We start from the raw sequence: 21,814 nt of genomic DNA, 5'->3' as shown, positions 1-21,814 counted from the left end.
CTATTGCCCCAGCCGTTCCAGCAGCGCCGGAACATGGACCTGATCGGATTTGTAATTGCCGGTCAGCACATGCATCACCAGATTGACGCCAAAGCGCAGCGACAACTCACGCTGACGCTCACCGGCATAGCCGCGCCCGACCGGGCGCAGTGGGCGGCCATTGCTGTCCACCGCCCAGGCCGAGGCCCAATCGTTGCCGCCGATCACCACCGGCGTCACCCCGTCGTTAAGCGTGCGGAAGGGGATGCCTTCGTCTTGCTCTGCATCGGGCGGCGCGGCTTCGACCCAAAGCGGCCCGCGCGGATGGCGGCCGGGGAAGTCCTGTAGCAGGTAGAAAGTGCGGGTCAGCACGTGGTCCGGCGGCAGCGGCTCCAGCGGCGGAATATCCAGCCCCAGCGCCAGCTGTTGCAGGCGGCGCGCTTCGGGGCTGGTGGCGCCGACGGCAGCCAGATCGGAATCGCGGGTGTCAAAAAGGATCATACCACCGCTGCGCAGGTAGGCGTTGAGTCTTGTATAGGCCGCGGCCGAGGGCATTTTCTGATCCGCCGTCACCGGCCAGTAAAGCAGCGGGAAGAACGCCAGCTCGTCCCGTTCCAGATCGACGCTTGCGGGCGTTGATGGCTCGACCGAGGTGCGGAAGAACAGCGTGTCCGACAGGCCCTGCAGACCGGCCCGGGCGATCCGGTCTACCTCTGCATTGCCGCTGAGCACATGCGCCAGGGTCAGCTCGGCCGCAAGCGCGACCGGATCGGCGGCGCCACTTTCCTGCGCCAGGGCCGGGCGTGGCGACAGGGCGCCAAGTGCCAGAGCTGCTGTTGCGAGCAAGGGTACGAGGGCGGTGCTGCGCCGCAGTTGCGCCAACTGGCCAGAGACCAGCAGGGTCGCAAGAACATCAAGCGCCAGCAGCACAAGGGCAAGCCCCAGCAAGGCGCCGCCAAGCGGGCGCTCCTGCGCCGCGCTGTAGCCGGAAACCGGAACCGAGGCAGGCCAGGACGCCGCCGTCAGGCTGTCGCCCGCGCGCAGAACGTTGCGTGCGAGGGTCTGATTGCCGCCATCATACAGGCCGGGTTGCAGAGCCGGGCCTGCCGGGGCGGCGACCAGATCGGGACCCTGCACGCCGGGCAGGGTGCCTGCCTCGCGGCTGCGGCCAAATCCATCCAGCACGGAAACGGGCCGCCAGACGGTACCTTCCAGGCTGGTTGCCTCGGGCGTGCCGACGGCGGAGGAGACCGCTAGCCGTTCCAGCATCTGCACGAACAGGCCAGAGAGCGGCAGGCTGCTCCATTCGGCATTGGCGGTGACATGGAAAAGCACCACCTGCCCCTGTCCCAGCGGCTTGCGGGTGACCAGCGGGGTGCCATCGCCAAGGGCGGCGATCACCCGGTCGGCAAGGGAGGGGTCGGGCTGGGCTACCACCTGCGCTGAGACGGTGACCTCCTCTGGCGTGCGCAGCCCGGCAAAGGGAGAGTCATCCTCGAAAGGCGCCAGCGTCTTTGGCTCACCCCAGCTCATGGCGCCGCCGATGCTGCGTCCGCCAAGCCGCAGGCGCACCGGCATCAACGGTTCTTCCTCGCTGCGGGCGGTATCGCTGGCGGCCAGCCGGGGGCCGGCGAAGCGCACCAGCAGCCCGCCTTCCTCGACCCAGTCGATCACCGCTTGTTCCTGCGCCGGGGGCAGGCGGGCGACATCGGCGAGGATGATCACATCGGGGTTGGCGGGCAGCAGATCGCTGAGCGCGCCTTCCAGCAGGTCCGCCGTGGGCGCCAGTGCCTGACGGAGGTAGTGCAGCGGCGACAGCAGCGCGAGGCCCTCGTCTTCGCTTTCCGAGGCGATCAGCGCGACCTCGCGGCGGCGCAACCCGTCATCGGCCAGGGCCACGGCTCCGGCGCTGCGCTGGCCTGCCAGTTCAAACCGGGTAATCCGGGCGCGCAACTCGGACGGCAAGGATAGGCGGACGCTGGCGTTTGTGACGCCTGCATCGAAACGGGCGGTGGCCTGAGCGAGGCTGCGCAGGGTGCCGCCGGGATCGCGGCCCCGGGCCTGCACTAGCATATCCCGTGCCGGGCCGGGCAGGCTACGCTCCACCGTCAGTTCCAGCGCGCCATCGGCATAGCTGGGCGGTGCCAGCGCAAAGGCGGCGCCGGGCTGCTCCAGCACCTGCAGGGCGCCGCGGGCCGCCAGCGCCTCGGTCAGCTGCTCCCGCCCGGGATAGTCCAATCCGTCGCTGAACCAGAGCGTGTCAAAGCCTTCTGTGGCTTCGGCAATATGCGTGAGTGCCTGATCCACCTGATCCGGGGCCGGTTGCCAGGGATTGGGGGTGAGGCCGGCGACCTGCCGAGCCCAGTCGCTGGCGGCAAGGAACTGTAGCGGTTGCGGATCGCTCAGCCGCAGGACGGCGACGGTGCGGTCGCTGCGCCCGGCTTCCTCCAGCCGCGCGGTGATTTGATCGCGGGTCTCCTCCCAGCCATCAGCCCCGGCCCAGGTGGCATCCAGCACCACCAGCAGCGGTCCGCTGCCGCTGTCGCGCTCTTCCGGGTTCAGCACCGGACCGGCCAGACCGATGATCGCTGCCGCCAGCGCCAGCATCCGCAGCAGCAGCAGCCACCATGGGGTGCGGTCGGACAGGCTTTCGTCATCGCCAAGGCCCAAAAGCAAGGTCACGGCGGGAAAGGCCTGCCGCCGCGGTGCAGGCGGCACAGCGCGCAGCAACAGCCACAGGATCGGCAGAGCCAGCAGGCCCAGCAGCAGCCAGGGATAGGCAAATCCGATACCGGCAATCAGGGTCATGCGGAGGACCTTTCCAGCGCGTGATAGAGCCACATCAGAGCAGCCTGGGCGCTGTCACCTGTGTGATGCAGACCCAGCCGCCAGCCTGCGGTGCGGCACAGCGCTTCCAGCGCGTCTCGCCGTTCGGCCATGCGGTCCAGATAGCGATCACGCAGAGCCGAGGCCTTCAGCGTTTCATGCACCAGCCCGCCGGTCATGCTGTGAAACCGGGTACGCCCGGCAAAGGGAAAGCTTTCCTCGTTTGGATCCAGAACCTGCAACAGCACCCCGCGCACGCCGCGGTCGGCGGCCTTGCTCAGTGCCAGCTGCAATTCGTCAAAGGGGCCAAGGAAATCCGAGATGAACAGGGCGCGGGCATGGGGCACCATGGCGCGGTGCTCGGGCGGTGCGTAATCGGCGTCGTCCTCGCGGCTCAGCATCTCGGCCAGACGGAGGATCTGGGCCTTGCCGCTGCGCGGGGGCAATCTACCGCCAGTGAGGCCCACGCGTTCGCCGCCGCGTAGCATCAGGACCGACACCGCCAGCGCCAGCAGGCGCGCGCGGTCGATCTTTTGCGGCAATTCGGGGCTGGAGGAAAACCGCATCGAGGCGCCAAGATCGGTCCAGACATGCACCGTCTGGGCGATCTGCCATTCCCGTTCGCGCACGAATTGCACATCACCCCGGGCCGAACGCCGATGGTCGATCATGCGGCGGCTGTCGCCCTGTTGCAGGGGACGGTATTGCCAGAAATCATCGCCAGTTCCGGCGCGCCGCCGCCCGTGTTCCCCCAAAAGGACAGCACCTGCCAGCATCTGCGCATCGACCAGAAGCGGCGGCAGGGCGCTGGCCTCCCCTTCGGCCCGGTGGCGCAGATCTGCGGCCGGGGCGACGGGAGAAGACGCGTCAGAGGCGGCGGGTTGGGTCACGCGGCGGCTCCGGTGCGGGTCAGCTCGGCAGCGGTGCTGTCGATCAGATCGGCCAGGCTGTCACCCCGCGCGCGGGCCGAGAAGTTGAGCTGCATCCGGTGGGTCAGAACCGGCCGGGCCATATCGATCACATCCTCGGCATTGGGCGCCAGCCGGGCCTGCAGCAGGGCGCGGGCGCGCACCGCCAGCATCAGGGCCTGCGCCGCGCGCGGCCCCGGACCCCAGGCGACCGTATCGACGACGCGCTGCGAGGCGCCCGGTTCTTCGGGGCGGAAGGCGCGGACCAGGTCCAGGATCATCTCGACCACCGAGTCGCCCACCGGCATGCGCCGCAGCAGGTTTTGGGCGGCGATCAACTCATCGGCGGTAAAGACCTGATGCGCCTCGGCCTCGCTTGCACCAGTGGTGGCCAGCAGGATGTCCCGCTCGGTCTTGCGGTCGGGGTATTGCACGTCGATCTGGAACAGGAACCGGTCCAGCTGCGCTTCGGGCAGGGGGTAGGTGCCTTCCTGCTCGATCGGGTTCTGGGTGGCCAGCACGTGAAAGGGCGTACCAAGCGGCCGGTCTTCACCCGCGACGGTCACCGTGCGTTCCTGCATCGCCTGCAGCAGCGCCGATTGGGTCCGGGGGCTGGCACGGTTGATCTCATCCGCCATCAAGAGCTGACAGAACACCGGCCCCGGCACGAAACGGAAGGCGCGGCTGCCATCGGCGGCGGTGTCCAGCACCTCAGAGCCAAGGATATCCGCCGGCATCAGGTCAGGGGTGAACTGAATCCGGTTGCCATCCAGCCCCATCACCGTCGACAGGGTTTCTACCAGCCGGGTCTTGCCGAGGCCGGGCAGTCCGACGAGCAGCCCGTGACCGCCGCACAAAAGAGTGGCAAGGGTCAGGTCCACGACCCGCTCCTGGCCGATAAAACGGCGGGTGATCGACTCCCGCGCCTGTTGCAGCTTGGCTTCGAGCGCTTCGATGTCGGCCAGCAGATCATCGGGTTCGGACATGACTTTCCTTTCACGGCGCATATATGGTCTTAGTGTATCTCGCCCAACGGAAATGGCAAAAACAATGAGCGGACAAAACATCGTGACACCGACAGCCGACGGCATAGCAGCCGCAGCCACTGCGGCCAAGAAAGGCAAGGGATTGCCGCCGGTCCACCTGTGGAACCCGCCGTTTTGCGGCGATCTGGACATGCGCATCGCCCGGGACGGGACGTGGTTCTACCTTGGCACTCCCATCGGCAGGTTTGAGCTGGTGCGGTTGTTTTCATCAATCCTGAAACGCGAAGGCGACAAGTATTTCCTGGTGACGCCGGTCGAAAAGGTCGGAATCACCGTGGATGATGCGCCTTTCGTGGCAGTCGATTTCGAAGCCTCCGGCGCGGGAGAGGATCAGGTGCTGACCTTTACCACTCATGTCGGCGACAGCGCCGTGGCCGGGCCGGACCATCCGATCCGGGTGGTGCAGGATCCAGAGACTGGCGAGCCGTCGCCTTACGTGATGATCCGGGCCGGGCTTGAGGCGCTGATCGATCGCAAGAGCTTTTACCGGCTGGTCGAACTGGGTAGCCATCATGACGGGTGGTTCGGCCTGTGGTCATCTGGCGAATTCTTCCCGGTCATCCCGTCGGCAGAGCTGGATCAAGGCTGAAACCGCCCCAGAACTCCCGCCTTTCCGGCGCGTCGCAGGGAGCGAATTAAGCTATCGTTAGCAGGTTCTGGCATTTTGGGTAAAATAGAGTCGATTTTGTGGCAATATTGTGGCGGTTGCGTTTAATGCACCGTTTTCCCGCCCTTGGCGCCGAGTCTGCGAGGCCTTAAATCTGCGGCAAACGACAGGAGCTCCGATGCCAAGGTTTGCCGCGAATATCTCAATGCTCTTTGCTGAGTTGCCCTATCTTGAACGGTTCGCAGCGGCGGCTCGGGCCGGGTTCGACGCGGTTGAGATCCTGTTTCCCTATGAACTGGCGGCCAAGGAAACCCAGCGGGCGCTGGTGTCGAACGGGCTGGAACTGTTGCTGATGAACGCGCCGCCGCCGAATTACACTGGCGGTATGCCCGGCTATGCGGCGCTGCCGGGCGGCGGGGAACGGTATCAGCGCGATATCCGCCGGGTGCTGCGCTACGCCGAGATCCTGCGCCCCGGCGCCATTCACATCATGGCCGGTTATGCGACGGGGGATCTGGCGAAACAGACCTTTATCCAGAACCTGCAGTGGGCCGCGGATCGCGCGCCGACGCAGCAGTTCACCATCGAACCGCTGAATGTCGGGGACCAGCCGAACTACTTCCTGAACGACTATAATCTGGCGGCCGAGGTTCTGCAGGCGGTGAACCGGCCGAACGTGGGGCTGCAGTACGATGCCTATCACGCCCAGATGATCCACGGCGATGCGCTGAAGGTCTGGGAGACCTTCAAGGAGCATGTGGTGCACGTGCAGATCGGCGCCGCACCCGGGCGCTGTGAGCCGGGTACCGGTCCCGTCGACTTCGAAGAGCTTTTCGCAGCCATCGACGACAGCGGCTACAAGGGCTGGGTCAGCGCGGAATACACCCCTTCGACGCTGCGCACCGAAGACAGTCTCGGCTGGATGCTCTGAGCGTTTTTTGACCAGAATTCTCCAGGTACGTTCACGCGGGATTACGATCCCGCGCCCCGGTCTGGCAATTGGTTGCTCGCTGCCACATATTCCTGCCGGAATGTGAACAAGGAGTCTTCCATGCTGCCCGCCCGTTTCGCGCCTGTTCTGTTTGGCTTCCTGTTGTCCGGGATCATGTCGGGCATCGTGATTATGGTGGCAACGCTCAGGACGCGCGGTTTCAGCGCGCAGGCCTTTGATACCTGGCTGACCTCCTGGCTCTATAGCTGGCCTGTGGCCTTCTGCGTGGTGCTGGTGGTGGCGCCGCTGGTGCGGCGCTTTGTGAACGGGCTTGTGAAACAGGGCTAGGGGCTGACCGCGCATACCGGGCGGCATGGCTGGACGGGGCGGCGAAAATCCTCCAGACCTGTGGCCCACGTCCTTTGTTGCTGCCAGGTGCCCTGCCTATGATGTCTTCCCCGCCCTCTGCCTCCGTTCAGCAGGATCCCACCATCGCCGACTTTCTGGCCAAGCAGGGAGAGGCGGATGCAACCCTGCTGCCCTTGCCCGGCGATGCTTCGGCGCGGCGGTATATGCGGCTGGAGGGGCGCGGCAGGATGCTGATGCAGGATCCGAGTGATCCGGCGGGGTTTGCCGGTTTCGTGTCTCTCGCGCAGCATCTGACAGAACTGGGCCTGAGCGCGCCTCAGGTCTATGGCGCCGATCCGGACACCGGCCTGGCCCTGATCGAAGATTTCGGTACCCAGACCTATAGCGTGCAGCTGGCTGCCGGGCGAGACGAGAGCATGCTCTATGCCCTCGCGGTGGATGCTCTGTTGCACCTGCACCATCATCCGCAGGCCGCATCGGTGCAGGTGCCAGCGTATGATCTGGCGACCTTGCTGGAGGAATTGTCGATCTTCTCCCACTGGTTCGCGCCGACGCTGCGCCCGGACATCGACCCGGAGGCGTTCGACGCGGAGTTCCACGATCTGTGGCGGGAGCCGCTGACCCTGTCGCTGTCTGGTCCGCGCACATTGGTGCTGCGCGATTTTCACGTCGACAACCTGATGGAGCTCAGCGAACGCGACGGAGTGCGCCGCTGCGGACTGCTGGATTTTCAGGACGGCGTGACCGGTCCTGCGGAATACGATCTTGTATCGCTGTTGCAGGATGCGCGCCGCGATCTGGAACCGGGGCTGGAGCAGGCAATGCTTGAACGCTACATTGCCGCCGCGCCGGAGGCCGCCGGGGGCGCTGATGCGATCACCCGGCGCTATCACCTGCTGGGGGCGCAGCGCCATACCCGTATTGCCGGTGTGTTCCTGCGCCTGCATCAGCGCGACGGTAAACCCGGCTACCTGCACTTCCTGCCCCGCGTCTTGCGCCAGATGCAGGTGGCGCTGGATGCTGCAGGGTTGACCGAAGTGACCGCATATCTGGATCAGACGCTGCCGGGCTGGCGCGGTGCTGGTCCGGCGCTGGCAAAGGCTGGATAAACGCCCCGGATCAGGGTGCCGGATCGGCCCGCGACAGGGTTTCTGATACGCTGTGCAGGTGGGTCTTCATTGCTTCTGCCGCGCGCGGTGCATCGCTTTCGATGATCGCGGTGGCCAGCGCCTGGTGTTGCTGCGCCAGCATCTCGAATACCGCGCCAGAATAGGTTTCGGCCCGCGGGCGGATCCAGCTGGCCTCCTGGCGTACGCTGCGGATCGCCTCGTACATGGTCAGGAACAGCGCGTTATGGGCCATTTCCGCGATCTTGTAGTGAAAGATATCATCTGCCGCATCATAGCTGCTCTGATCTTCTGCCGATTGGGTGGCCGCGGCGATCTGGGCGAATTGCGCGCGCTCCTGCGGGGTGGCGCGGGTCGCGGCCAGCGCCGCAAGGCGGGGTTCCAGTGACTGGCGCACCTCGATCACCTCGGCCGGAGTCACTCGCCGCGCCAGCGGTTTCAGGCGTGCGGCATCGGTGGCCGGGGGCGGCAGCACAAATGTGCCCTGTCCCCGGCGCCGGAAGATCGTGCCATCGGCGGCCAGTAGATCGAGCACCCGCCGCAGCCGCGCCCGGCTGATGCCGTGGCACTGTGCCAGCTCCCGTTCGGGCGGTAGGCGGCCATCTTTCAGCGGCGCGCCTTCGGCGATCTCTCGGCGCAGACGCGCGGCGATCTCGGTATCCGAAGGCGGGGCAGGGGGCGGTGTCATGGCAGGATCAGCCTCTGTTCAGCCTCGGATCAACCCAGAAACAGGTCTTTGAACATCCGGGCGGAGGTAATCAGTAGGAACACCCCAAAGGACAGGCGCAGCGCCCGGCGCGGGATGCTATGGGCCAGTTTGACGCCAACCCGGGCAAAGGTCGTGCTGAGCGGGATGATCACCGCCGCAAGCAGAAGGTTCACATAACCGAGCGAGAAGGGCGGCAGACCTTCGGAGCCGAAACCGGTCGCCATGTAGATCAGCGCGCCCGGCACCCCGATGATAAAGCCGATTGCGGCAGAGGTGCCCACGGCCTTGCGGATGTCATAGCCAAGGAAGTTCAGCATCGGTACGCAAACTGTGCCGCCGCCGATACCCATCATCGCCGAAATCGACCCGGCCACAACGCCAAGCGCGGCCCAGACCGGTTTGGAAAAACTGCGCGGCGTGTCGCTGTCCTGTGCCTTGCGCAGGATCATGTCGAGCGCGACGATGACGGCCACGGTGGCAAAGACCGCGATCAGCACCTGCCCCGAAACGATACCGCCCAGCACGCCGCCGATAACCACGCCCACAAGGATCGACGGTGCCCAGAGCCGCAGCAACGCCATGTCGATGGCGCCTTTCTTGTAGTGGCCATAGCCGGAGGACAGCGAGGTAAAGACGATGGTCGACAGCGAGGTGCCCACCGCCACCTGCATGGTCAGCGCGGGTTCCATCCCGGTCAGCGACAGGGCGAAGTAAAGCGCGGGCACGATGACGATGCCGCCGCCAACGCCAAGAAGGCCGGCAAGGACACCACCGATGATGCCAGAGCCGGCTGCAACGGCGACCAGAGGGAGGAGGGTTTCGAGTTCAAACATGAGAGATCGTCTTTCTGGTGGTGAACGCTACAGGGCGGGTGCTGTCGGAAGTCCGGCCGCGCGCCCGTCATCATATGGCAAGATGAGGGTCGCAACCAATTCTGAATTGGTTGCGATACATCGTGGAACGGGCCCCGGCTGTCAAGGCCGGTGCTCTCGGTTCCTTGTTTTGTCGGTGGGTGTTCTGGAGCTCAGCCTGCCAGTTGCCGCGCGGCGCGGGCCAGTTCGGTGATTCCGGCCCAGTCGCCCGCCTCGATCAGGTCTGCCGGGGCGACCCAGCTGCCCCCGGCGCAGACCACATTGGGCAGCGACAGGTAGGTGCGGGCATTGCCGGGGCTGACGCCGCCGGTGGGGCAGAACGAGATCTGCGGTAGCGGCGCGCCGATGGCTTTCAGCGCGGGCGCCCCGCCCGAGGCTTCGGCGGGGAAGAATTTCAGCATGTCATAGCCGCGCTCCAGCAGGCGCATCGCTTCGGAGGCGGTGGCGGCGCCGGGCAGCATCGGCAGGCCTGCGGCCTCACAGGCGTCCAGAAGCTGATCGGTGGCGCCGGGCGAGACGCCAAATTGCGCGCCAGCCTCGACCGCTGCTGCAACGTCATCGGGGGTGACCAATGTGCCTGCGCCGACCACGCCACCGGGCACCTTTGCCATCTCGCGGATGACATCAAGGGCCGCCGGGGTGCGCAGGGTGACTTCCAGCGCGGGCAGCCCGCCTGCCACCAGCGCCTCGGCCAGCGGGCGCGCGTGGGCGGCGTCATGCACCACCAGAACCGGAACGATAGGTGCCATCTGGCAGATCTCGCGGGTGCGGGCGCTGGCTGCCTTTGGTGAAATCGACATGGGATCAGTCTCCGAAAACGCTGGCGCCGGTATCGGCGGATGTGACGGCCTGGCGGAACAGGGAAAACAGCTCGCGCCCGGTGCCGTGCTGATAGGCGGAGAGATCCGCCGTAGCGGCCTCGCGGTCCAGCGCGCCGGGGGTGAGCACGTCGAGCGTGCCTGTGGTGGCATCGAGCCGCAGCATATCGCCGTCCCTGATCTTGGCGATGGGGCCGCCGTCCAGCGCCTCAGGCACCACGTGGATGGCGGCGGGCACCTTGCCCGAAGCCCCGGACATGCGCCCGTCGGTGACCAGCGCCACCTTGTGCCCCTTGCCCTGCAGAATGCCCAACATGGGCGTCAGGCTGTGCAGCTCCGGCATGCCGTTTGCCTTGGGGCCCTGGAAGCGCACAACGACGATCACATCGCCGGTGAACTCGCCTGCCTTGAAGGCGGCCTTGGCCTCCTCCTGATCGTGGAAGACGCGAGCGGGGGCCTCGATCACGTGGTGTTCCTCGGCCACGGCGGAGACCTTGATCACTGCTGTGCCCAGGCTGCCGGTCAGACGCTTCAGCCCGCCGGTCTGCTGGAACGGAGCCTGTGCCGGGCGCAGGATCGCGTCATTCAGCGATGTTGTGGTGCCGGGGCGGAAGGTCAGGCCATCCTCGGTCAGGAAGGGTTCCTGCGTGTAGTGTTCCAGCCCGGTGCCCGCGATGGTCTTGGTGTCGGGATGCAGGAAACCCGCGTTCAAGAGCTCCCCGATCATATAGCCAAGCCCGCCCGCAGCGTGGAAATGGTTCACGTCGGCCAGACCGTTGGGATAGACCCGCGCCAGGAGCGGCACCACGTCCGACAGATCCGCAAAGTCCTGCCAGTCAAGGATCACGCCCCCGGCGCGGGCCATGGCGATCAGGTGGATCAGAAGGTTGGTCGATCCGCCGGTGGCCATCAGCCCGACGATGCCGTTGGCATAGGCCTTTTCGTCCAGCACATCGCAGACCGGCGTATAATTGTTGCCAAGCGCGCTGAGCGAAAGCGCCCGTTTTGCGCCCTCCACCGTCAGCGCCTCGCGCAGGGGGGTGCCAGGATTGACGAAGGAGGATCCGGGCAGGTGTAGCCCCATGAATTCCATCAGCATTTGGTTGGTGTTGGCGGTGCCGTAGAAGGTGCAGGTGCCGGGGCCGTGGTAGGCGGCCATCTCGGCCTTCAGAAGTTCATCGCGGCCGATCTCTCCGGCGGCGTACTTCTGGCGGATCTTGGCCTTGTCGTCATTCGCCAGCCCGCTGGTCATTGGCCCGGCAGGCAGGAACACTGCAGGAAGATGGCCGAATGTCTGTGCGCCGATCACCAGACCCGGCACGATCTTGTCGCAGACGCCAAGATAGACCGCCGCATCAAACACATTGTGGCTCAGCGCGACGCCGGTCGCGAGCGCAATGGTGTCGCGGGAAAACAGGCTCAGCTCCATGCCTGCCTCGCCCTGGGTGACGCCATCGCACATGGCAGGCACGCCGCCCGCGACCTGCGCGGTGCCCCCGCTGGCGCGGACCGCATCGCGGATCAGCGTGGGGTAGGTTTCAAACGGCTGATGCGCCGAGAGCATGTCGTTATAGGCGGTGACGATCCCGAGATGTCCGGCGCTGCCACTGGCCAGCGTGCCCTGATCCGAACCGGTCGCCGCATAGGCATGGGCCTGACCGGAACAGGACAGATGTGCCCGCGCCGGACCCTTGCCTTGTGCCGCGCGCATCCGCGCCAGATAGGCGCTGCGGGTCTCCGCACTGCGGGCGATGATCCGTTCGGTGACCTCTTTGAGTGTCTGGTTCAAGCTCATGTCAGATGCCTTTCGAATGGCTTGCGCGGGGCGGGCTGTGGGGCGGTGGAGGGCAGGGGCGTCAATCTCCGATGCTGCGCCATCGGCGCCCGTCCCGGTGCATCAGAAGCAGCGAATCCTCGGGGCCGGAGCCGCCCTGATCATAGCGCTGCGGTGCGGTTTCGCTGTCGGCCCAGCTGGCGATGATTGGATCGGCCCAGGCCCAGGCAGCTTCGACCTCGTCCCCGCGCATGAACAGGGTCTGGTTGCCGCGGATCACATCCATGATCAGCCGCTCATAAGCGTCCTGCGGGCGGCCCGCATCGGGCAGGCTGTCGGCAAAGGTCATATCGAGGTTGGCGCCGGTCAGGCGCATGCCGCCGGGGCCGGGATCCTTGATGGTGGTGCGCAGGGTGATGCCTTCATCCGGTTGCAGGCGGATCACCAGCACGTTGCCGTGCACCCCTGCGGCGCCTTCGAAGATATTATGCGGCGGGTCGCGGAAATAGACAGCGATTTCGGAGACCCGTTCGCGCAGGCATTTGCCGGTGCGCAGGTAAAAGGGCGTTCCGGCCCAACGCCAGTTCGCCACCTGCACCTTCATCGCGATGAAGCTTTCGGTGGTGCTGCCGGGATTTCCCGCATGCTCGCGGTAGCTGTCGCCGTTGCGGCCGCGATACTGGCCGCGGGCGATATCATCCGGGGCCACCGGGTCCAGCGCCTCGATCACCTTGACCTTCTCGTCGCGCACCGCGTTCGGGGTGAAGCGCGCTGGCGGCTCCATGGCGGTGAGGCACAGCAGCTGCATCAGGTGGTTCTGCACCATGTCCCGCATGGCGCCGGACCTGTCGTAATATTCACCGCGCCCCTCGACCCCGATGCTTTCGGCGACGGTGATCTGCACGTGGTCGATATGGGAGGAATTCCATAGCGGTTCGAACAGGGAGTTGGCAAAGCGCAGGGCCATCAGGTTCTGCACGGTTTCCTTGCCCAGATAATGGTCGATCCTGTAGATCTGATCTTCCTGGAAATGCGCCCGCAGCGCCTGGTTCAGCTCCCGCGCTGAGGCCAGATCGTGACCAAAGGGTTTTTCCAGCACGATGCGGCTCTCGGCTGTGACCATGCCGCTTGCGCTGAGCCGGTCTGCGATATCGGTGAATAGGCTGGGGGCGACCGACAGGTAGAAGGCGCGGGTGACATCAGCGCGCAGGTGCTGGCCCAGTTCGGCCCAGCCGCCATCGCCGCGCGCATCCACCGCGACATAATCCAGAAGCTTGATAAAGGCGGCGATATCCGCCTCGTTGGTCTCGCCGGGCTGGCCAAATTCGCGGATCGCGGCGGCGGTCAGCTCTTGAAACTCGGGCCGGTCCAGATCGGCGCGCGAAGAGCCGATGATGCGGGTATCGTCGCTGAACTGGCCGATCTGGAAGCGGTGAAACAGGCTCGGCAGGATCTTGCGGCGGGCCAGATCTCCGGTGGCACCAAACAGGACCAGGTCGAACGGCTGAACGGGGATAACGCGGGAAACCATGTGTCTGTCAGATCCTTGCAGCGGGTCAGGTTGATGTCGGACCGGTCTTCAGGTCAGTTTTGCCAGCAAGCCCCGGGTCGAGCCGTCCTTGCCGGTGGGGGCGGCGCCGTCGAGAATCGGCATCAGGCTGAGCGCCAGTTCCTTGCCCAGTTCCACGCCCCATTGATCAAAGGAGTTGATCCCCCAGATCGCACCTTCGGTGAAGACCCGGTGTTCAAAGAGGGCGATGATCTGCCCCAGCACAAAGGGCGTCAGCCGGGGGTAAGCGATGGTGACCGACGGGCGGTTGCCGGGAAAGGTCAGATGCGCTGTCATCCGTTTGAGCTCGGCGCCTTCGAAGCCACGTTCGGCGGCCAGTTGGCGCGCTTCCTCCGGGCTGCGGCCGCGCATCAGCGCCTCGGACTGGGCCAAGCAATTGGCCACCAGCATCCGGTGCTGATGGGCAAGCTCGGGCTCGTGCCCCTCGGCGGCGATCAGGAATTCCGCAGGCACCACGCGGGTGCCCTGATGCAGTAGCTGATAGAAAGCATGCTGGCCGTTAGTGCCCGGCTCGCCCCAGACCACGGGGCCAGAATGGCGGGTCAGCGGTTCGCCATCAAGGGTCACACCCTTGCCGTTGCTTTCCATGTCGAGCTGCTGAAGGTAGGCGGGCAGGCGCGACAGGCGCTGGTCATAGGGCAGCACCGCGCGGCTGTCATAGCCGCAGATATTGTTGTGCCAGATCCCGATCAGCCCCAGCAGGACCGGCAGGTTTTGCGTCAGCGGGGCAGTCTGAAAATGCGCATCCATGGCTGCGGCGCCGCTCAGAAGGGCGCGGAAATTGTCAGGGCCGACGGCGATCAGGATCGGCAGGCCGACCGGTCCCCACATGGAGTAGCGCCCGCCAACCCAATCGGCAAAGCCAAACACACGCTCGGGCGGGATGCCGAAGGCGGCGGTCTTGTCCTGCGCCGAGGAGACCGCCGCCAGATGCGCGGTGGCGCCATCCCCCAGTGCCGCGCGCAGCCATCTGAGCGCGGTTTCGGCATTGGCCATGGTTTCGGTGGTGGTGAAGGTCTTGGAGGCGATGACGATCAGCGTCGTTTCAGGATCGAGATCCTTCAGCGTATCGGCAATATGGGCGCCATCGACGTTGGAGACGAAATGGCAGCGCGGTCCATCGTGATAAGGCGCAAGGGCCAGCGTCGCCATCACCGGGCCAAGGTCGGAGCCCCCAATGCCGATATTGACCACATCGGTAAAGGCCGCGCCCGTCGCGGTTTTCGTCTCGCCGCTGCGCAGCGCTCCGGCAAAGGCTTCCATCCGGCGCAGAGTGTCCTGCACCTGAGGCACCACATCTATGCCATCCACCAGGATCTGCTGATCCGTGGGTGCGCGCAGGGCGGTGTGCAGAACTGCCCGGCCCTCGGTCGCGTTGATCCGCTCGCCGCGGAACATGGCGTCGATATGATCCGGCAGACCGGTTTCCTTTGCGAGATCGATCAGCAGGGACAGGGCCGTTTGGTCCAGCGAGGTTTTGGAATAGTCGAGGAGAAGGTCATCACTGTCGGCAGAGAAAGCATCGAACCGGCCCGCGTCATCGAACAGCGACAGCAACGGCGTATTGGCGGTTTCGGCTCTGTGTCGGGCCAGCTGTGCCCAGATATCACTCATTCCAACAGGTTCCTTGCAAGTGGTCTGATTAGAGTCTGATCTTGTTCTTGGCGCGGTCCCGGATATGCGAATTGTACAAATCGTTAGCGCTAACGTTGATAGTCGTAAATATGTCCGCACGCAATAGGTTTGGACGGGTTATCTCAGGCCACCGTGGCTGCGTCAATTCGGCAGATCGGATCGGTCTCTTTGTGTTGCAGGTGGCGCGGCGGATGCTCCCGCCTGCTGCGGGGTATTTTTGAATACCTCCTCGCAGTTGGGCCGGGCGCCGCGCAAAAGCGCGGCGCCCGGCCCAAGACGGAACGCGCCTTTTTCAAAGGCGAGGTCAGGCGCGGGAGCTTCTGTCCTGCGCGCCCGGATCATGCGGTTTCTTGCAACAGCAGCGGTGACTGGACGCCGCCGATGCTGCACAGATGCGCGACGATATCCGCCACGCCCTTGTCATGGCGCAGGCTGGCAAAGACGAAGGGCAACGCCCCCCGCATCCGCGCGGCGTCCCGCTCCATCACCTCAAGCGAGGCCCCCACATAGGGCGCAAGGTCGGTCTTGTTGATCACCAAGAGGTCCGAGCGGGTGATGGCGGGGCCGCCCTTGCGAGGGATTTCCTCGCCTGCGGCCACATCGATCACATAAAGCGTCACATCGGCCAGCTCGGGGCTGAAGGTCGCCGACAGATTGTCGCCGCCGCTCTCGATCAGCACGATCTCCAGATCCGCGTGGCGCTCTTGCATTTCGGCGACGGCGGCCAAGTTGATCGAGGCATCCTCGCGGATCGCCGTATGTGGGCAACCGCCGGTTTCGACGCCGATCACCCGGTCCTGCGGCAGCACCTGCATGCGCATCAGTGCCTCGGCGTCTTCCTGCGTGTAGATGTCATTGGTGATCACCCCGATCGAGTGATGCGGCGACAGCGCGCGCGCCAGCTGCGCCGTCAGCGTGGTTTTTCCCGCGCCGACCGGGCCGCCGATACCAACGCGCAAAGGTCCGTTGAAACTGCTCATGAGCGGAAGATCCTTGAGTATTGGGTTTCATGGGTCATCGAGGCGATATCCGAGGCGAAGCTGGCCCCGGCCAGCGCCGCCAGATCCGTCTCGCAGGCGTTTTGTGCGGCCTCCCGGATCAGCGGGCCGAGATCCGTCAGGATCTGCTGGCCTTGTAGCTGGCCCACTGGCAACAGCCGCTGCCCGGCCGCCACAAGGTTCGAGACAAAGGCATGCACGAACATATGCGCCGTCAGGTCCAGCGACAGCCCGTGCAGGCGCGCCGCACGGCCAATGGCGCTGGGATAGGTGAGGTCAGGCAGGGTATCGCCCCAGACACCGGATGTGGTCTGGCAAAAGGCACGCCCCTGATTGAGGCTTTCGGCCAGGCGTTCGCGCGACGGGGCAAAGGCCCGCGCCTGCATGTCCACTTCGGACAGGGCCACATCATCCGCTGCGCGGTAAGCAGCTGATAGAATGATCGGATCGCTGCGCCCGCTGCCGTAGAGCAGCAGATCGCCCAGCCAGTCCGCCAGTCCGGTCCCATCGGTAACCTGTCCGGTGGTGCAGGCGGCCTCCAGCCCGTGCGAATAGGCAAAAGCGCCCACCGGGTAGGCCGGGGAGAGCCACTGCATCAGAAGGACGGCGCCGGGTTCAATGCTCATGGGACTGCCCGCCTGCGTGATCGTGGCCATGGGAATGGCTGTGCCCGTGATCATGCTCATGCCCGTGGCTGTGATCGTGGGAATGTCCATGATCATGCGTATGACCGTGATCGTGAGAATGGGTGCGCCCGTGCCCATAGGCGCCGCCTTCGGGCGTGAAGGGCTCTTCAACCTCGCGCACATTGGCGCCAAGGCGTTCCAGCATGGCGCGGATGACGTGATCGCGCTGAATCAGCAGGCGCTCGGGCTGGATCTGACAGGGGGTGTGGCGGTTGCCGATATGCCAGGCAAGCCGGACCAATTCCGCGCCGCTCGTGTTGCCTGCTGTCACTTCCAGCAGCGCCTCGGGGGCGGCGGTGACGGCGATCTCTCCGCCGTCTTCGAGAATCAGAACCCCGCCGTGATCCAGCGAGGTCGTCTGCGGCAGGTCCACCAGCAGCCGGGCACCGGTTTCGGTGCTCAGAACCTTGCGGCGCAGGAACCGTGCCTCGTAATCCAGAACCACCCGGTCCCGGGGCTCTGGCTGATGGCTGTGACCGTGATACTGGCGGGCGATCAGGCTGGGCAGCTGCGCGGGGGCGGTCATGACAGCCCCCGGCGCGGCGATTGGAGACCGGCGGTGCCGGGAATCAGATGTAGTAGACGTCCGAGAAGACGTGATGAACGATCTTGTCGCGGGTCAGGCCACGCTCTGCCAGCTCGGCATCGCTCATGGCCATCAGGCGCTGAACTTTCTGGCTGCGGGTGTTGGCTTCGCCCAGCGCGATCATCACGCGACCAAAGGCGACGAAGGGTGCTGCCAGAATCGCCAGAACGGATTTCCCGCTGGCGGAGGCGGTGGTGTGTTGTGCGGCATATGCCATTGGAGGTCACTCCTTTTTGAGTTGTGATCTCCTCCCAGTGACACCCAAGGTAGGGCATGAATGCTGACCTAGCTAGGCCCCAGTTGGAATGGCTGCCATGCGCTCTGTGCAACGTTCTGAAAATGCTCATTTTTTGCGCTCCTTAGTACAAAAAGTAGCGTTGTGCCATCGGCAGCTCGGTTGCGGGGGCGCAGGTCAGCAATTCGCCGTCGGCGCGCACTTCGTAGGTCTCCGGGTTCACCTCGATCTTTGGCGTGGCCGCGTTGAGCCGCAGATCGGATTTGCCGATATCGCGGGTGCCGGTGACGGCGACGGTCTGCTTTGCCAGTCCCAGCTTTTCGCGCAGCCCGCTGGCCTGGGCGGCTTCAGAGACAAAGGTCACGGCGGAGTTTTCCACTGACCGCCCATAGGCGCCCCACATGGGCCGTGAATAGACCGGCTGCGGGGTCGGGATCGAGGCATTGGGATCGCCCATCTGGGCGCAGACGATGGTGCCCGCCATCAGCACCATCTCGGGTTTCACGCCGAAAAAGGCGGGGTTCCACAGCACCAGATCGGCGCGCTTGCCTTCCTCGATGCTGCCGATTTCGTGGCTGATCCCATGGGCGATGGCCGGGTTGATGGTGTATTTGGCGATATAGCGGCGGACGCGGAAATTATCGTTGTCGCCGGTCTCCTCGGGCAGGCGGCCGCGCTGTTTCTTCATCTTGTCGGCGGTCTGCCAGGTGCGGATCAGCACCTCGCCCACCCGGCCCATGGCCTGGCTGTCGGAGGCGATGATCGAAAAGGCGCCCATGTCGTGCAGGATATCCTCGGCGGCGATAGTCTCGCGGCGGATGCGGCTTTCGGCAAAGGCGACGTCTTCGGGGATGGATTTGTCGAGGTGGTGACAGACCATCAGCATGTCGAGGTGTTCTTCGATGGTATTGACGGTGAAGGGTCGCGTCGGATTGGTCGAAGAGGGCAGCACATGCTCTTCGCCGCAGATCTTGATGATATCCGGCGCATGGCCTCCCCCGGCGCCTTCAGTGTGGAAGGCGTGGATCGTACGGCCCTTCATGGCGGCGACGGTATGTTCGACGAAACCGGATTCGTTCAGCGTATCGGTGTGGATCATCACCTGCACATCCATGGCGTCTGCCACGCCAAGGCAGCAATCGATGGCGGCCGGCGTGGTGCCCCAGTCCTCGTGCAGTTTCAGCGCGCAGGCCCCGGCCAGCACCTGTTCTTCCAGCGCCGCGGGCTGCGAGGCGTTGCCCTTGCCCGCAAAGGCCAGGTTCATCGGAAAGGCATCTGCGGCCTGCATCATGCGGCCAAGGTGCCAGGCACCGGGGGTGCAGGTGGTGGCCAATGTCCCGTGGGCCGGCCCGGTGCCGCCGCCGAGCATGGTGGTGAGGCCGGAATGCAGCGCGTCCTCGATCTGCTGCGGGCAGATGTAATGGATGTGGCTGTCAAAACCGCCCGCCGTCAGGATCCGCCCTTCGCCCGCGATCACCTCGGTGCCGGGGCCGACGATGATATCGACGCCGGGCTGGGTGTCCGGATTGCCGGCCTTGCCGATCTTGTGAATACGCCCGTCCCGCAGGCCGACGTCGGCCTTGTAGATGCCGGTGTGATCGACGATCAGCGCATTGGTGATCACCGTGTCCACGGCGCCCGCCGCGCGGGTGGCCTGGGATTGTCCCATGCCGTCGCGGATCACCTTGCCGCCGCCGAATTTCACCTCTTCCCCATAGCGCGGGGCATTTTCGCCCGCGCTTTCGGTGATCAGGTCACGCTCTACCTCGATGATCAGGTCGGTATCTGCCAGCCGCAGCCGGTCCCCTGTGGTGGGGCCATACATGGCGGCATAATCGGCGCGAGAAAGTTTTGCGGGCATGATGGGTGTTCCTATCCGGTCGGGTGGTCACGCGCTGCGGTGACTCGGTTAATCTCGTATCTCAGGAGCTGACGGGACTGCCCGGTCGCAAGGCCGGGCCGCGCCCGACCCTCCCCACGGGAGGGCGCGTTTGCGACGTTTCGGACAGCGCGAGACCTGCGATGTGACGCGCGGGAGCGGGAATAGGCGGGTGAAGCAGCGCCCACCCAGGATCAGCCGAGGCCCTTCCTCCTGCATCACAGATCCCCCATGATCTCTTGGTTGAAACCATAGATCCGGCGGGCGCCGCTGATCGGGATCAGTGCCACATCGCGGCGCTGGCCCGGTTCGAACCGCACGGCGGTGCCGGCAGCGATATCCAGACGCATGCCCCGGGCCGCGGTACGGTCAAAGTCCAGCGCCGGATTGGTTTCGGCGAAATGGTAGTGGCTGCCGACCTGCACCGGGCGGTCCCCGGTATTGGCAACCATCAGCGTCACCGCTTCGGTGCCATCGTTCAGGGTCAGCTCCCCCGCCGCAGGAAACAGCTCACCGGGGATCATTTGCGCGACCGCACGTAGGCCAGCGCCGCAGCGCCGCCAACGGTGAGTGCGGCCAGGATCACGGGCAGCCAGCTTTCCGAGCCGTGCGGATGCAGGTGTGCCCCGCCATGGGCCAGAGCCGGACCAGCGGTGAGCGCGATGGCGGATGCGAGAGCGGGCAGGTGTTTCATGCTGTTTCTCCTGTCGGGTGTTATCGGATCGGGTTGTGGACGGTCACCAGCTTGGTGCCATCGGGAAAGGTTGCTTCGACCTGAACCTCGTGGATCATCTCGGGCACGCCCTCCATGCATTGATCGCGTGAGACGACGGCGGCGCCGGCCTCCATCATCTCGGCGACCGGGCGCCCGTCGCGGGCCCCTTCGACCACCGCATCGGTGATCAGGGCGATGGCTTCGGGGTGGTTCAGCTTGACGCCGCGCGCCAGGCGCTTGCGGGCAACTTCGGCGGCCATGGCTACCAGCAGCTTGTCTTTTTCACGGGGGGTCAGGTTCATCGGCTCACAGTCTCTCTGTCACAGTCTCCAGGCACGCGGCAGGCCATCGGGCAGCAAGCGGTCCAGAATGGGAACAAGGGTTTGGCGCAGGTCGAAGCCATCCGCTGCCAGCAGCCGCAGGACCAGCAGATCCTTGGCCAGCAGCGACACGCCGCCGGTGCCCGGCAGCATCGCGCGCAGCGGCTCCAGCCAGCTTTCGGCGCGGGGATGGGCCAGGACCAGCGCTGCCATTGCGCGGGCGCCCCCGGCCACGGCAGGGCGGTCCAGAGTGGCGGCGATGTCATCGCGCAGCTCGACCCCGTCATAATAGATCATCTGACCGTCGCGGCGGATCTCTACCCGGTCGCTGAACCGGGCCGAGGTCAGCGCCTCACCCATGGCGAGACGGCCAAACACCACGGGTTCGACCATCAAAAAGCGCGCATCAGCGGCCAGATCCACGCGCAGGCGGCGGGCAAAGCGGCTGCCGTTGAACAGGATGGTTTCCTGCGGCAGCCAGTTGAGGCGGGCGCCTGCGGCGACCTCAAGCCGGGTCTCCATGCGTCCAACCTCGCCGGGCTGGGCGCGATAGGCGCGTTCGGCGGCCTGGGTGGTGACCGTCAGGCGGCTGTTGTCCAGCGCGGCGGCCGCAACCGAAAACCGATCACCGCCGGTGATTCCCCCCGCCGTATTGACCATCACCGCCTCGGGGTGCGGGCGGCCCTGCGGAAACAGCAGCTTCATCGCGCCCGCCTGATGCAGATCCTTCAGGCGCACCGCGCCGTCCTTGTGGTGGACCGAGACCCGCGCGCGGCCCACGGCGCGCGGCTGTGCGGTCGGAACCGGGGTGGCGGTCTGGCGCGATATGATGGCGGCCTCGGTGATCTTTGACACTCCCTGACGCATGGCGGAACGCTGTCGTCTGCCCCAAAGAGTGCGCTTTGCCGGGCGCAATGACCATTTTGCAGGCGCTAAAAGGGCGGAGCGCCAGCATTCAGGATCAAAAAATGGGCGATACCGCAAAAGGTCGCCTGCTTTTTGTGCATTTGGGGATTCCGCAGGGATGCGCCGCGGCTAGCGTTTGCCAAGTTTGCCGCGGTGCAGAAACCTGAGTGAGGCCGAGGCGCAAGACCTGCATCGGCTGTGGGAGTGTGGCGGCCATACGAATTGGACCTCGGTTAGACCGCCACACGATTTGCAACAACAGTTGCGGGGCTGACCTAGTGCTGCCGCCCTTCTTTCGCAAGGGAAGAGATGGCACGG

22 protein-coding genes are annotated in these 21,814 nt (G+C 65.3%); 4 read left to right on the top strand and 18 right to left on the bottom strand.

Annotated elements, in window-relative coordinates:
- From SM766_RS11195 to SM766_RS11185, 3 genes are read right to left on the bottom strand one after another with little or no spacing between them, the layout of a single operon-like run.
- On the bottom strand, positions 1–2,787 hold the full coding sequence (locus SM766_RS11195) for a DUF4159 domain-containing protein (protein WP_368947828.1): 2,787 nt from the start codon (positions 2,785–2,787) through the stop codon (positions 1–3).
- A complete protein-coding gene (locus SM766_RS11190; protein ID WP_368947827.1) occupies positions 2,784–3,695 on the bottom strand; it encodes a DUF58 domain-containing protein in 912 nt (303 codons plus the stop codon). The genes SM766_RS11195 and SM766_RS11190 overlap by 4 nt, the downstream gene beginning before the upstream one ends.
- On the bottom strand, positions 3,692–4,699 hold the full coding sequence (locus tag SM766_RS11185; protein WP_274829463.1) for an AAA family ATPase: 1,008 nt from the start codon (positions 4,697–4,699) through the stop codon (positions 3,692–3,694). Before SM766_RS11185 ends, SM766_RS11190 begins: the two co-directional genes overlap by 4 nt.
- A 64-nt stretch (positions 4,700–4,763) precedes the next feature.
- Between SM766_RS11185 and SM766_RS11180 the strand changes: the two genes are divergently transcribed.
- The 4 genes from SM766_RS11180 (at position 4,764) to SM766_RS11165 (ending at position 7,775) form a co-directional block, all read left to right on the top strand.
- Entirely contained in the window at positions 4,764–5,348 is a 585-nt protein-coding gene (locus SM766_RS11180; RefSeq protein ID WP_368947826.1) for a DUF1285 domain-containing protein, read from the top strand.
- A gap of 196 nt (positions 5,349–5,544) precedes the next feature.
- Entirely contained in the window at positions 5,545–6,297 is a 753-nt protein-coding gene (locus tag SM766_RS11175; RefSeq protein WP_065272239.1) for a hydroxypyruvate isomerase family protein, read from the top strand.
- Positions 6,298–6,417: 120 nt separating this feature from the next.
- Positions 6,418–6,645: a DUF2798 domain-containing protein gene (locus SM766_RS11170; protein WP_065272240.1), complete on the top strand. Its 228-nt coding sequence runs from the start codon at positions 6,418–6,420 to the stop codon at positions 6,643–6,645.
- A gap of 98 nt (positions 6,646–6,743) precedes the next feature.
- Entirely contained in the window at positions 6,744–7,775 is a 1,032-nt protein-coding gene (locus SM766_RS11165) for an aminoglycoside phosphotransferase family protein (protein ID WP_368947825.1), read from the top strand.
- A 10-nt stretch (positions 7,776–7,785) separates the two neighbouring features.
- Here the strand turns inward: SM766_RS11165 and SM766_RS11160 are convergent, their stop codons facing one another.
- The 15 genes from SM766_RS11160 to SM766_RS11090 all read right to left on the bottom strand — a co-directional run bounded on the left by SM766_RS11160 (position 7,786) and on the right by SM766_RS11090 (position 21,445).
- Entirely contained in the window at positions 7,786–8,481 is a 696-nt protein-coding gene (locus SM766_RS11160) for a FadR/GntR family transcriptional regulator (RefSeq protein WP_368947824.1), read from the bottom strand.
- Between the two features lie 29 nt (positions 8,482–8,510).
- Positions 8,511–9,335: a sulfite exporter TauE/SafE family protein gene (locus SM766_RS11155; protein ID WP_368947823.1), complete on the bottom strand. Its 825-nt coding sequence runs from the start codon at positions 9,333–9,335 to the stop codon at positions 8,511–8,513.
- A gap of 191 nt (positions 9,336–9,526) precedes the next feature.
- Positions 9,527–10,174 (bottom strand): bifunctional 4-hydroxy-2-oxoglutarate aldolase/2-dehydro-3-deoxy-phosphogluconate aldolase, encoded by a 648-nt coding sequence (locus SM766_RS11150; protein WP_274835410.1) that lies wholly within the window; start codon positions 10,172–10,174, stop codon positions 9,527–9,529.
- A gap of 4 nt (positions 10,175–10,178) precedes the next feature.
- Positions 10,179–11,987, bottom strand: a complete 1,809-nt coding sequence (gene edd, locus SM766_RS11145; protein WP_347508145.1) for a phosphogluconate dehydratase — start codon at positions 11,985–11,987, stop codon at positions 10,179–10,181.
- A 61-nt stretch (positions 11,988–12,048) separates the two neighbouring features.
- A complete protein-coding gene (gene zwf, locus SM766_RS11140) occupies positions 12,049–13,497 on the bottom strand; it encodes a glucose-6-phosphate dehydrogenase (protein ID WP_368947822.1) in 1,449 nt (482 codons plus the stop codon).
- Positions 13,498–13,545: 48 nt separating this feature from the next.
- Positions 13,546–15,150: a glucose-6-phosphate isomerase gene (pgi, locus tag SM766_RS11135; RefSeq protein WP_368947821.1), complete on the bottom strand. Its 1,605-nt coding sequence runs from the start codon at positions 15,148–15,150 to the stop codon at positions 13,546–13,548.
- 359 nt (positions 15,151–15,509) lie between these two features.
- Positions 15,510–16,151: an urease accessory protein UreG gene (gene ureG, locus SM766_RS11130; protein WP_065272248.1), complete on the bottom strand. Its 642-nt coding sequence runs from the start codon at positions 16,149–16,151 to the stop codon at positions 15,510–15,512.
- The gene (locus tag SM766_RS11125) at positions 16,148–16,795 is read right to left on the bottom strand and encodes an urease accessory protein UreF (RefSeq protein ID WP_274829473.1); all 648 of its coding nucleotides are present in this window, start codon (positions 16,793–16,795) and stop codon (positions 16,148–16,150) included. Before SM766_RS11125 ends, ureG begins: the two co-directional genes overlap by 4 nt.
- A complete protein-coding gene (gene ureE / locus SM766_RS11120; RefSeq protein WP_065272250.1) occupies positions 16,785–17,381 on the bottom strand; it encodes an urease accessory protein UreE in 597 nt (198 codons plus the stop codon). The genes SM766_RS11125 and ureE overlap by 11 nt, the downstream gene beginning before the upstream one ends.
- Positions 17,382–17,424: 43 nt before the next feature.
- Positions 17,425–17,658 (bottom strand): hypothetical protein, encoded by a 234-nt coding sequence (locus tag SM766_RS11115; protein ID WP_368947820.1) that lies wholly within the window; start codon positions 17,656–17,658, stop codon positions 17,425–17,427.
- Between the two features lie 142 nt (positions 17,659–17,800).
- Positions 17,801–19,537, bottom strand: a complete 1,737-nt coding sequence (gene ureC, locus SM766_RS11110) for an urease subunit alpha (RefSeq protein ID WP_274831601.1) — start codon at positions 19,535–19,537, stop codon at positions 17,801–17,803.
- 236 nt (positions 19,538–19,773) lie between these two features.
- A complete protein-coding gene (locus SM766_RS11105; RefSeq protein WP_274829477.1) occupies positions 19,774–20,079 on the bottom strand; it encodes an urease subunit beta in 306 nt (101 codons plus the stop codon).
- A complete protein-coding gene (locus tag SM766_RS11100; RefSeq protein ID WP_165832673.1) occupies positions 20,076–20,249 on the bottom strand; it encodes a hypothetical protein in 174 nt (57 codons plus the stop codon). The genes SM766_RS11105 and SM766_RS11100 overlap by 4 nt, the downstream gene beginning before the upstream one ends.
- A 20-nt stretch (positions 20,250–20,269) precedes the next feature.
- Positions 20,270–20,572 (bottom strand): urease subunit gamma, encoded by a 303-nt coding sequence (locus tag SM766_RS11095; protein ID WP_065272254.1) that lies wholly within the window; start codon positions 20,570–20,572, stop codon positions 20,270–20,272.
- 18 nt (positions 20,573–20,590) lie between these two features.
- Entirely contained in the window at positions 20,591–21,445 is an 855-nt protein-coding gene (locus SM766_RS11090; RefSeq protein ID WP_342456375.1) for an urease accessory protein UreD, read from the bottom strand.
- Positions 21,446–21,814 lie beyond the last annotated feature (369 nt).

This window comes from Pseudophaeobacter sp. A-200-2 (genome assembly GCF_041008815.1).
GTDB lineage: Bacteria > Pseudomonadota > Alphaproteobacteria > Rhodobacterales > Rhodobacteraceae > Phycobacter > Phycobacter gallaeciensis_A.
The sequence above is the reverse complement of the archived record's forward strand: the minus strand, read 5'-3'. Positions and strand labels throughout refer to the sequence as shown.

Bases quoted from the DNA above. Each gene is read 5' to 3' on its own strand.
- SM766_RS11100 (WP_165832673.1), bottom strand. From the start codon at position 20,249: ATGAAACACCTGCCCGCTCTCGCATCCGCCATCGCGCTCACCGCTGGT.
- edd (WP_347508145.1), bottom strand. From the start codon at position 11,987: ATGAGCTTGAACCAGACACTCAAAGAGGTCACCGAACGGATCATCGCC.
- SM766_RS11105 (WP_274829477.1), bottom strand. From the start codon at position 20,079: ATGATCCCCGGTGAGCTGTTTCCTGCGGCGGGGGAGCTGACCCTGAAC.
- ureC (WP_274831601.1), bottom strand. From the start codon at position 19,537: ATGCCCGCAAAACTTTCTCGCGCCGATTATGCCGCCATGTATGGCCCC.
- ureG (WP_065272248.1), bottom strand. From the start codon at position 16,151: ATGAGCAGTTTCAACGGACCTTTGCGCGTTGGTATCGGCGGCCCGGTC.
- SM766_RS11155 (WP_368947823.1), bottom strand. From the start codon at position 9,335: ATGTTTGAACTCGAAACCCTCCTCCCTCTGGTCGCCGTTGCAGCCGGC.
- SM766_RS11160 (WP_368947824.1), bottom strand. From the start codon at position 8,481: ATGACACCGCCCCCTGCCCCGCCTTCGGATACCGAGATCGCCGCGCGT.
- SM766_RS11165 (WP_368947825.1), top strand. From the start codon at position 6,744: ATGATGTCTTCCCCGCCCTCTGCCTCCGTTCAGCAGGATCCCACCATC.
- SM766_RS11180 (WP_368947826.1), top strand. From the start codon at position 4,764: ATGAGCGGACAAAACATCGTGACACCGACAGCCGACGGCATAGCAGCC.
- ureE (WP_065272250.1), bottom strand. From the start codon at position 17,381: ATGACCGCCCCCGCGCAGCTGCCCAGCCTGATCGCCCGCCAGTATCAC.
- SM766_RS11175 (WP_065272239.1), top strand. From the start codon at position 5,545: ATGCCAAGGTTTGCCGCGAATATCTCAATGCTCTTTGCTGAGTTGCCC.
- pgi (WP_368947821.1), bottom strand. From the start codon at position 15,150: ATGAGTGATATCTGGGCACAGCTGGCCCGACACAGAGCCGAAACCGCC.
- SM766_RS11185 (WP_274829463.1), bottom strand. From the start codon at position 4,699: ATGTCCGAACCCGATGATCTGCTGGCCGACATCGAAGCGCTCGAAGCC.
- SM766_RS11125 (WP_274829473.1), bottom strand. From the start codon at position 16,795: ATGAGCATTGAACCCGGCGCCGTCCTTCTGATGCAGTGGCTCTCCCCG.
- SM766_RS11170 (WP_065272240.1), top strand. From the start codon at position 6,418: ATGCTGCCCGCCCGTTTCGCGCCTGTTCTGTTTGGCTTCCTGTTGTCC.
- SM766_RS11195 (WP_368947828.1), bottom strand. From the start codon at position 2,787: ATGACCCTGATTGCCGGTATCGGATTTGCCTATCCCTGGCTGCTGCTG.
- zwf (WP_368947822.1), bottom strand. From the start codon at position 13,497: ATGGTTTCCCGCGTTATCCCCGTTCAGCCGTTCGACCTGGTCCTGTTT.
- SM766_RS11095 (WP_065272254.1), bottom strand. From the start codon at position 20,572: ATGAACCTGACCCCCCGTGAAAAAGACAAGCTGCTGGTAGCCATGGCC.
- SM766_RS11115 (WP_368947820.1), bottom strand. From the start codon at position 17,658: ATGGCATATGCCGCACAACACACCACCGCCTCCGCCAGCGGGAAATCC.
- SM766_RS11150 (WP_274835410.1), bottom strand. From the start codon at position 10,174: ATGTCGATTTCACCAAAGGCAGCCAGCGCCCGCACCCGCGAGATCTGC.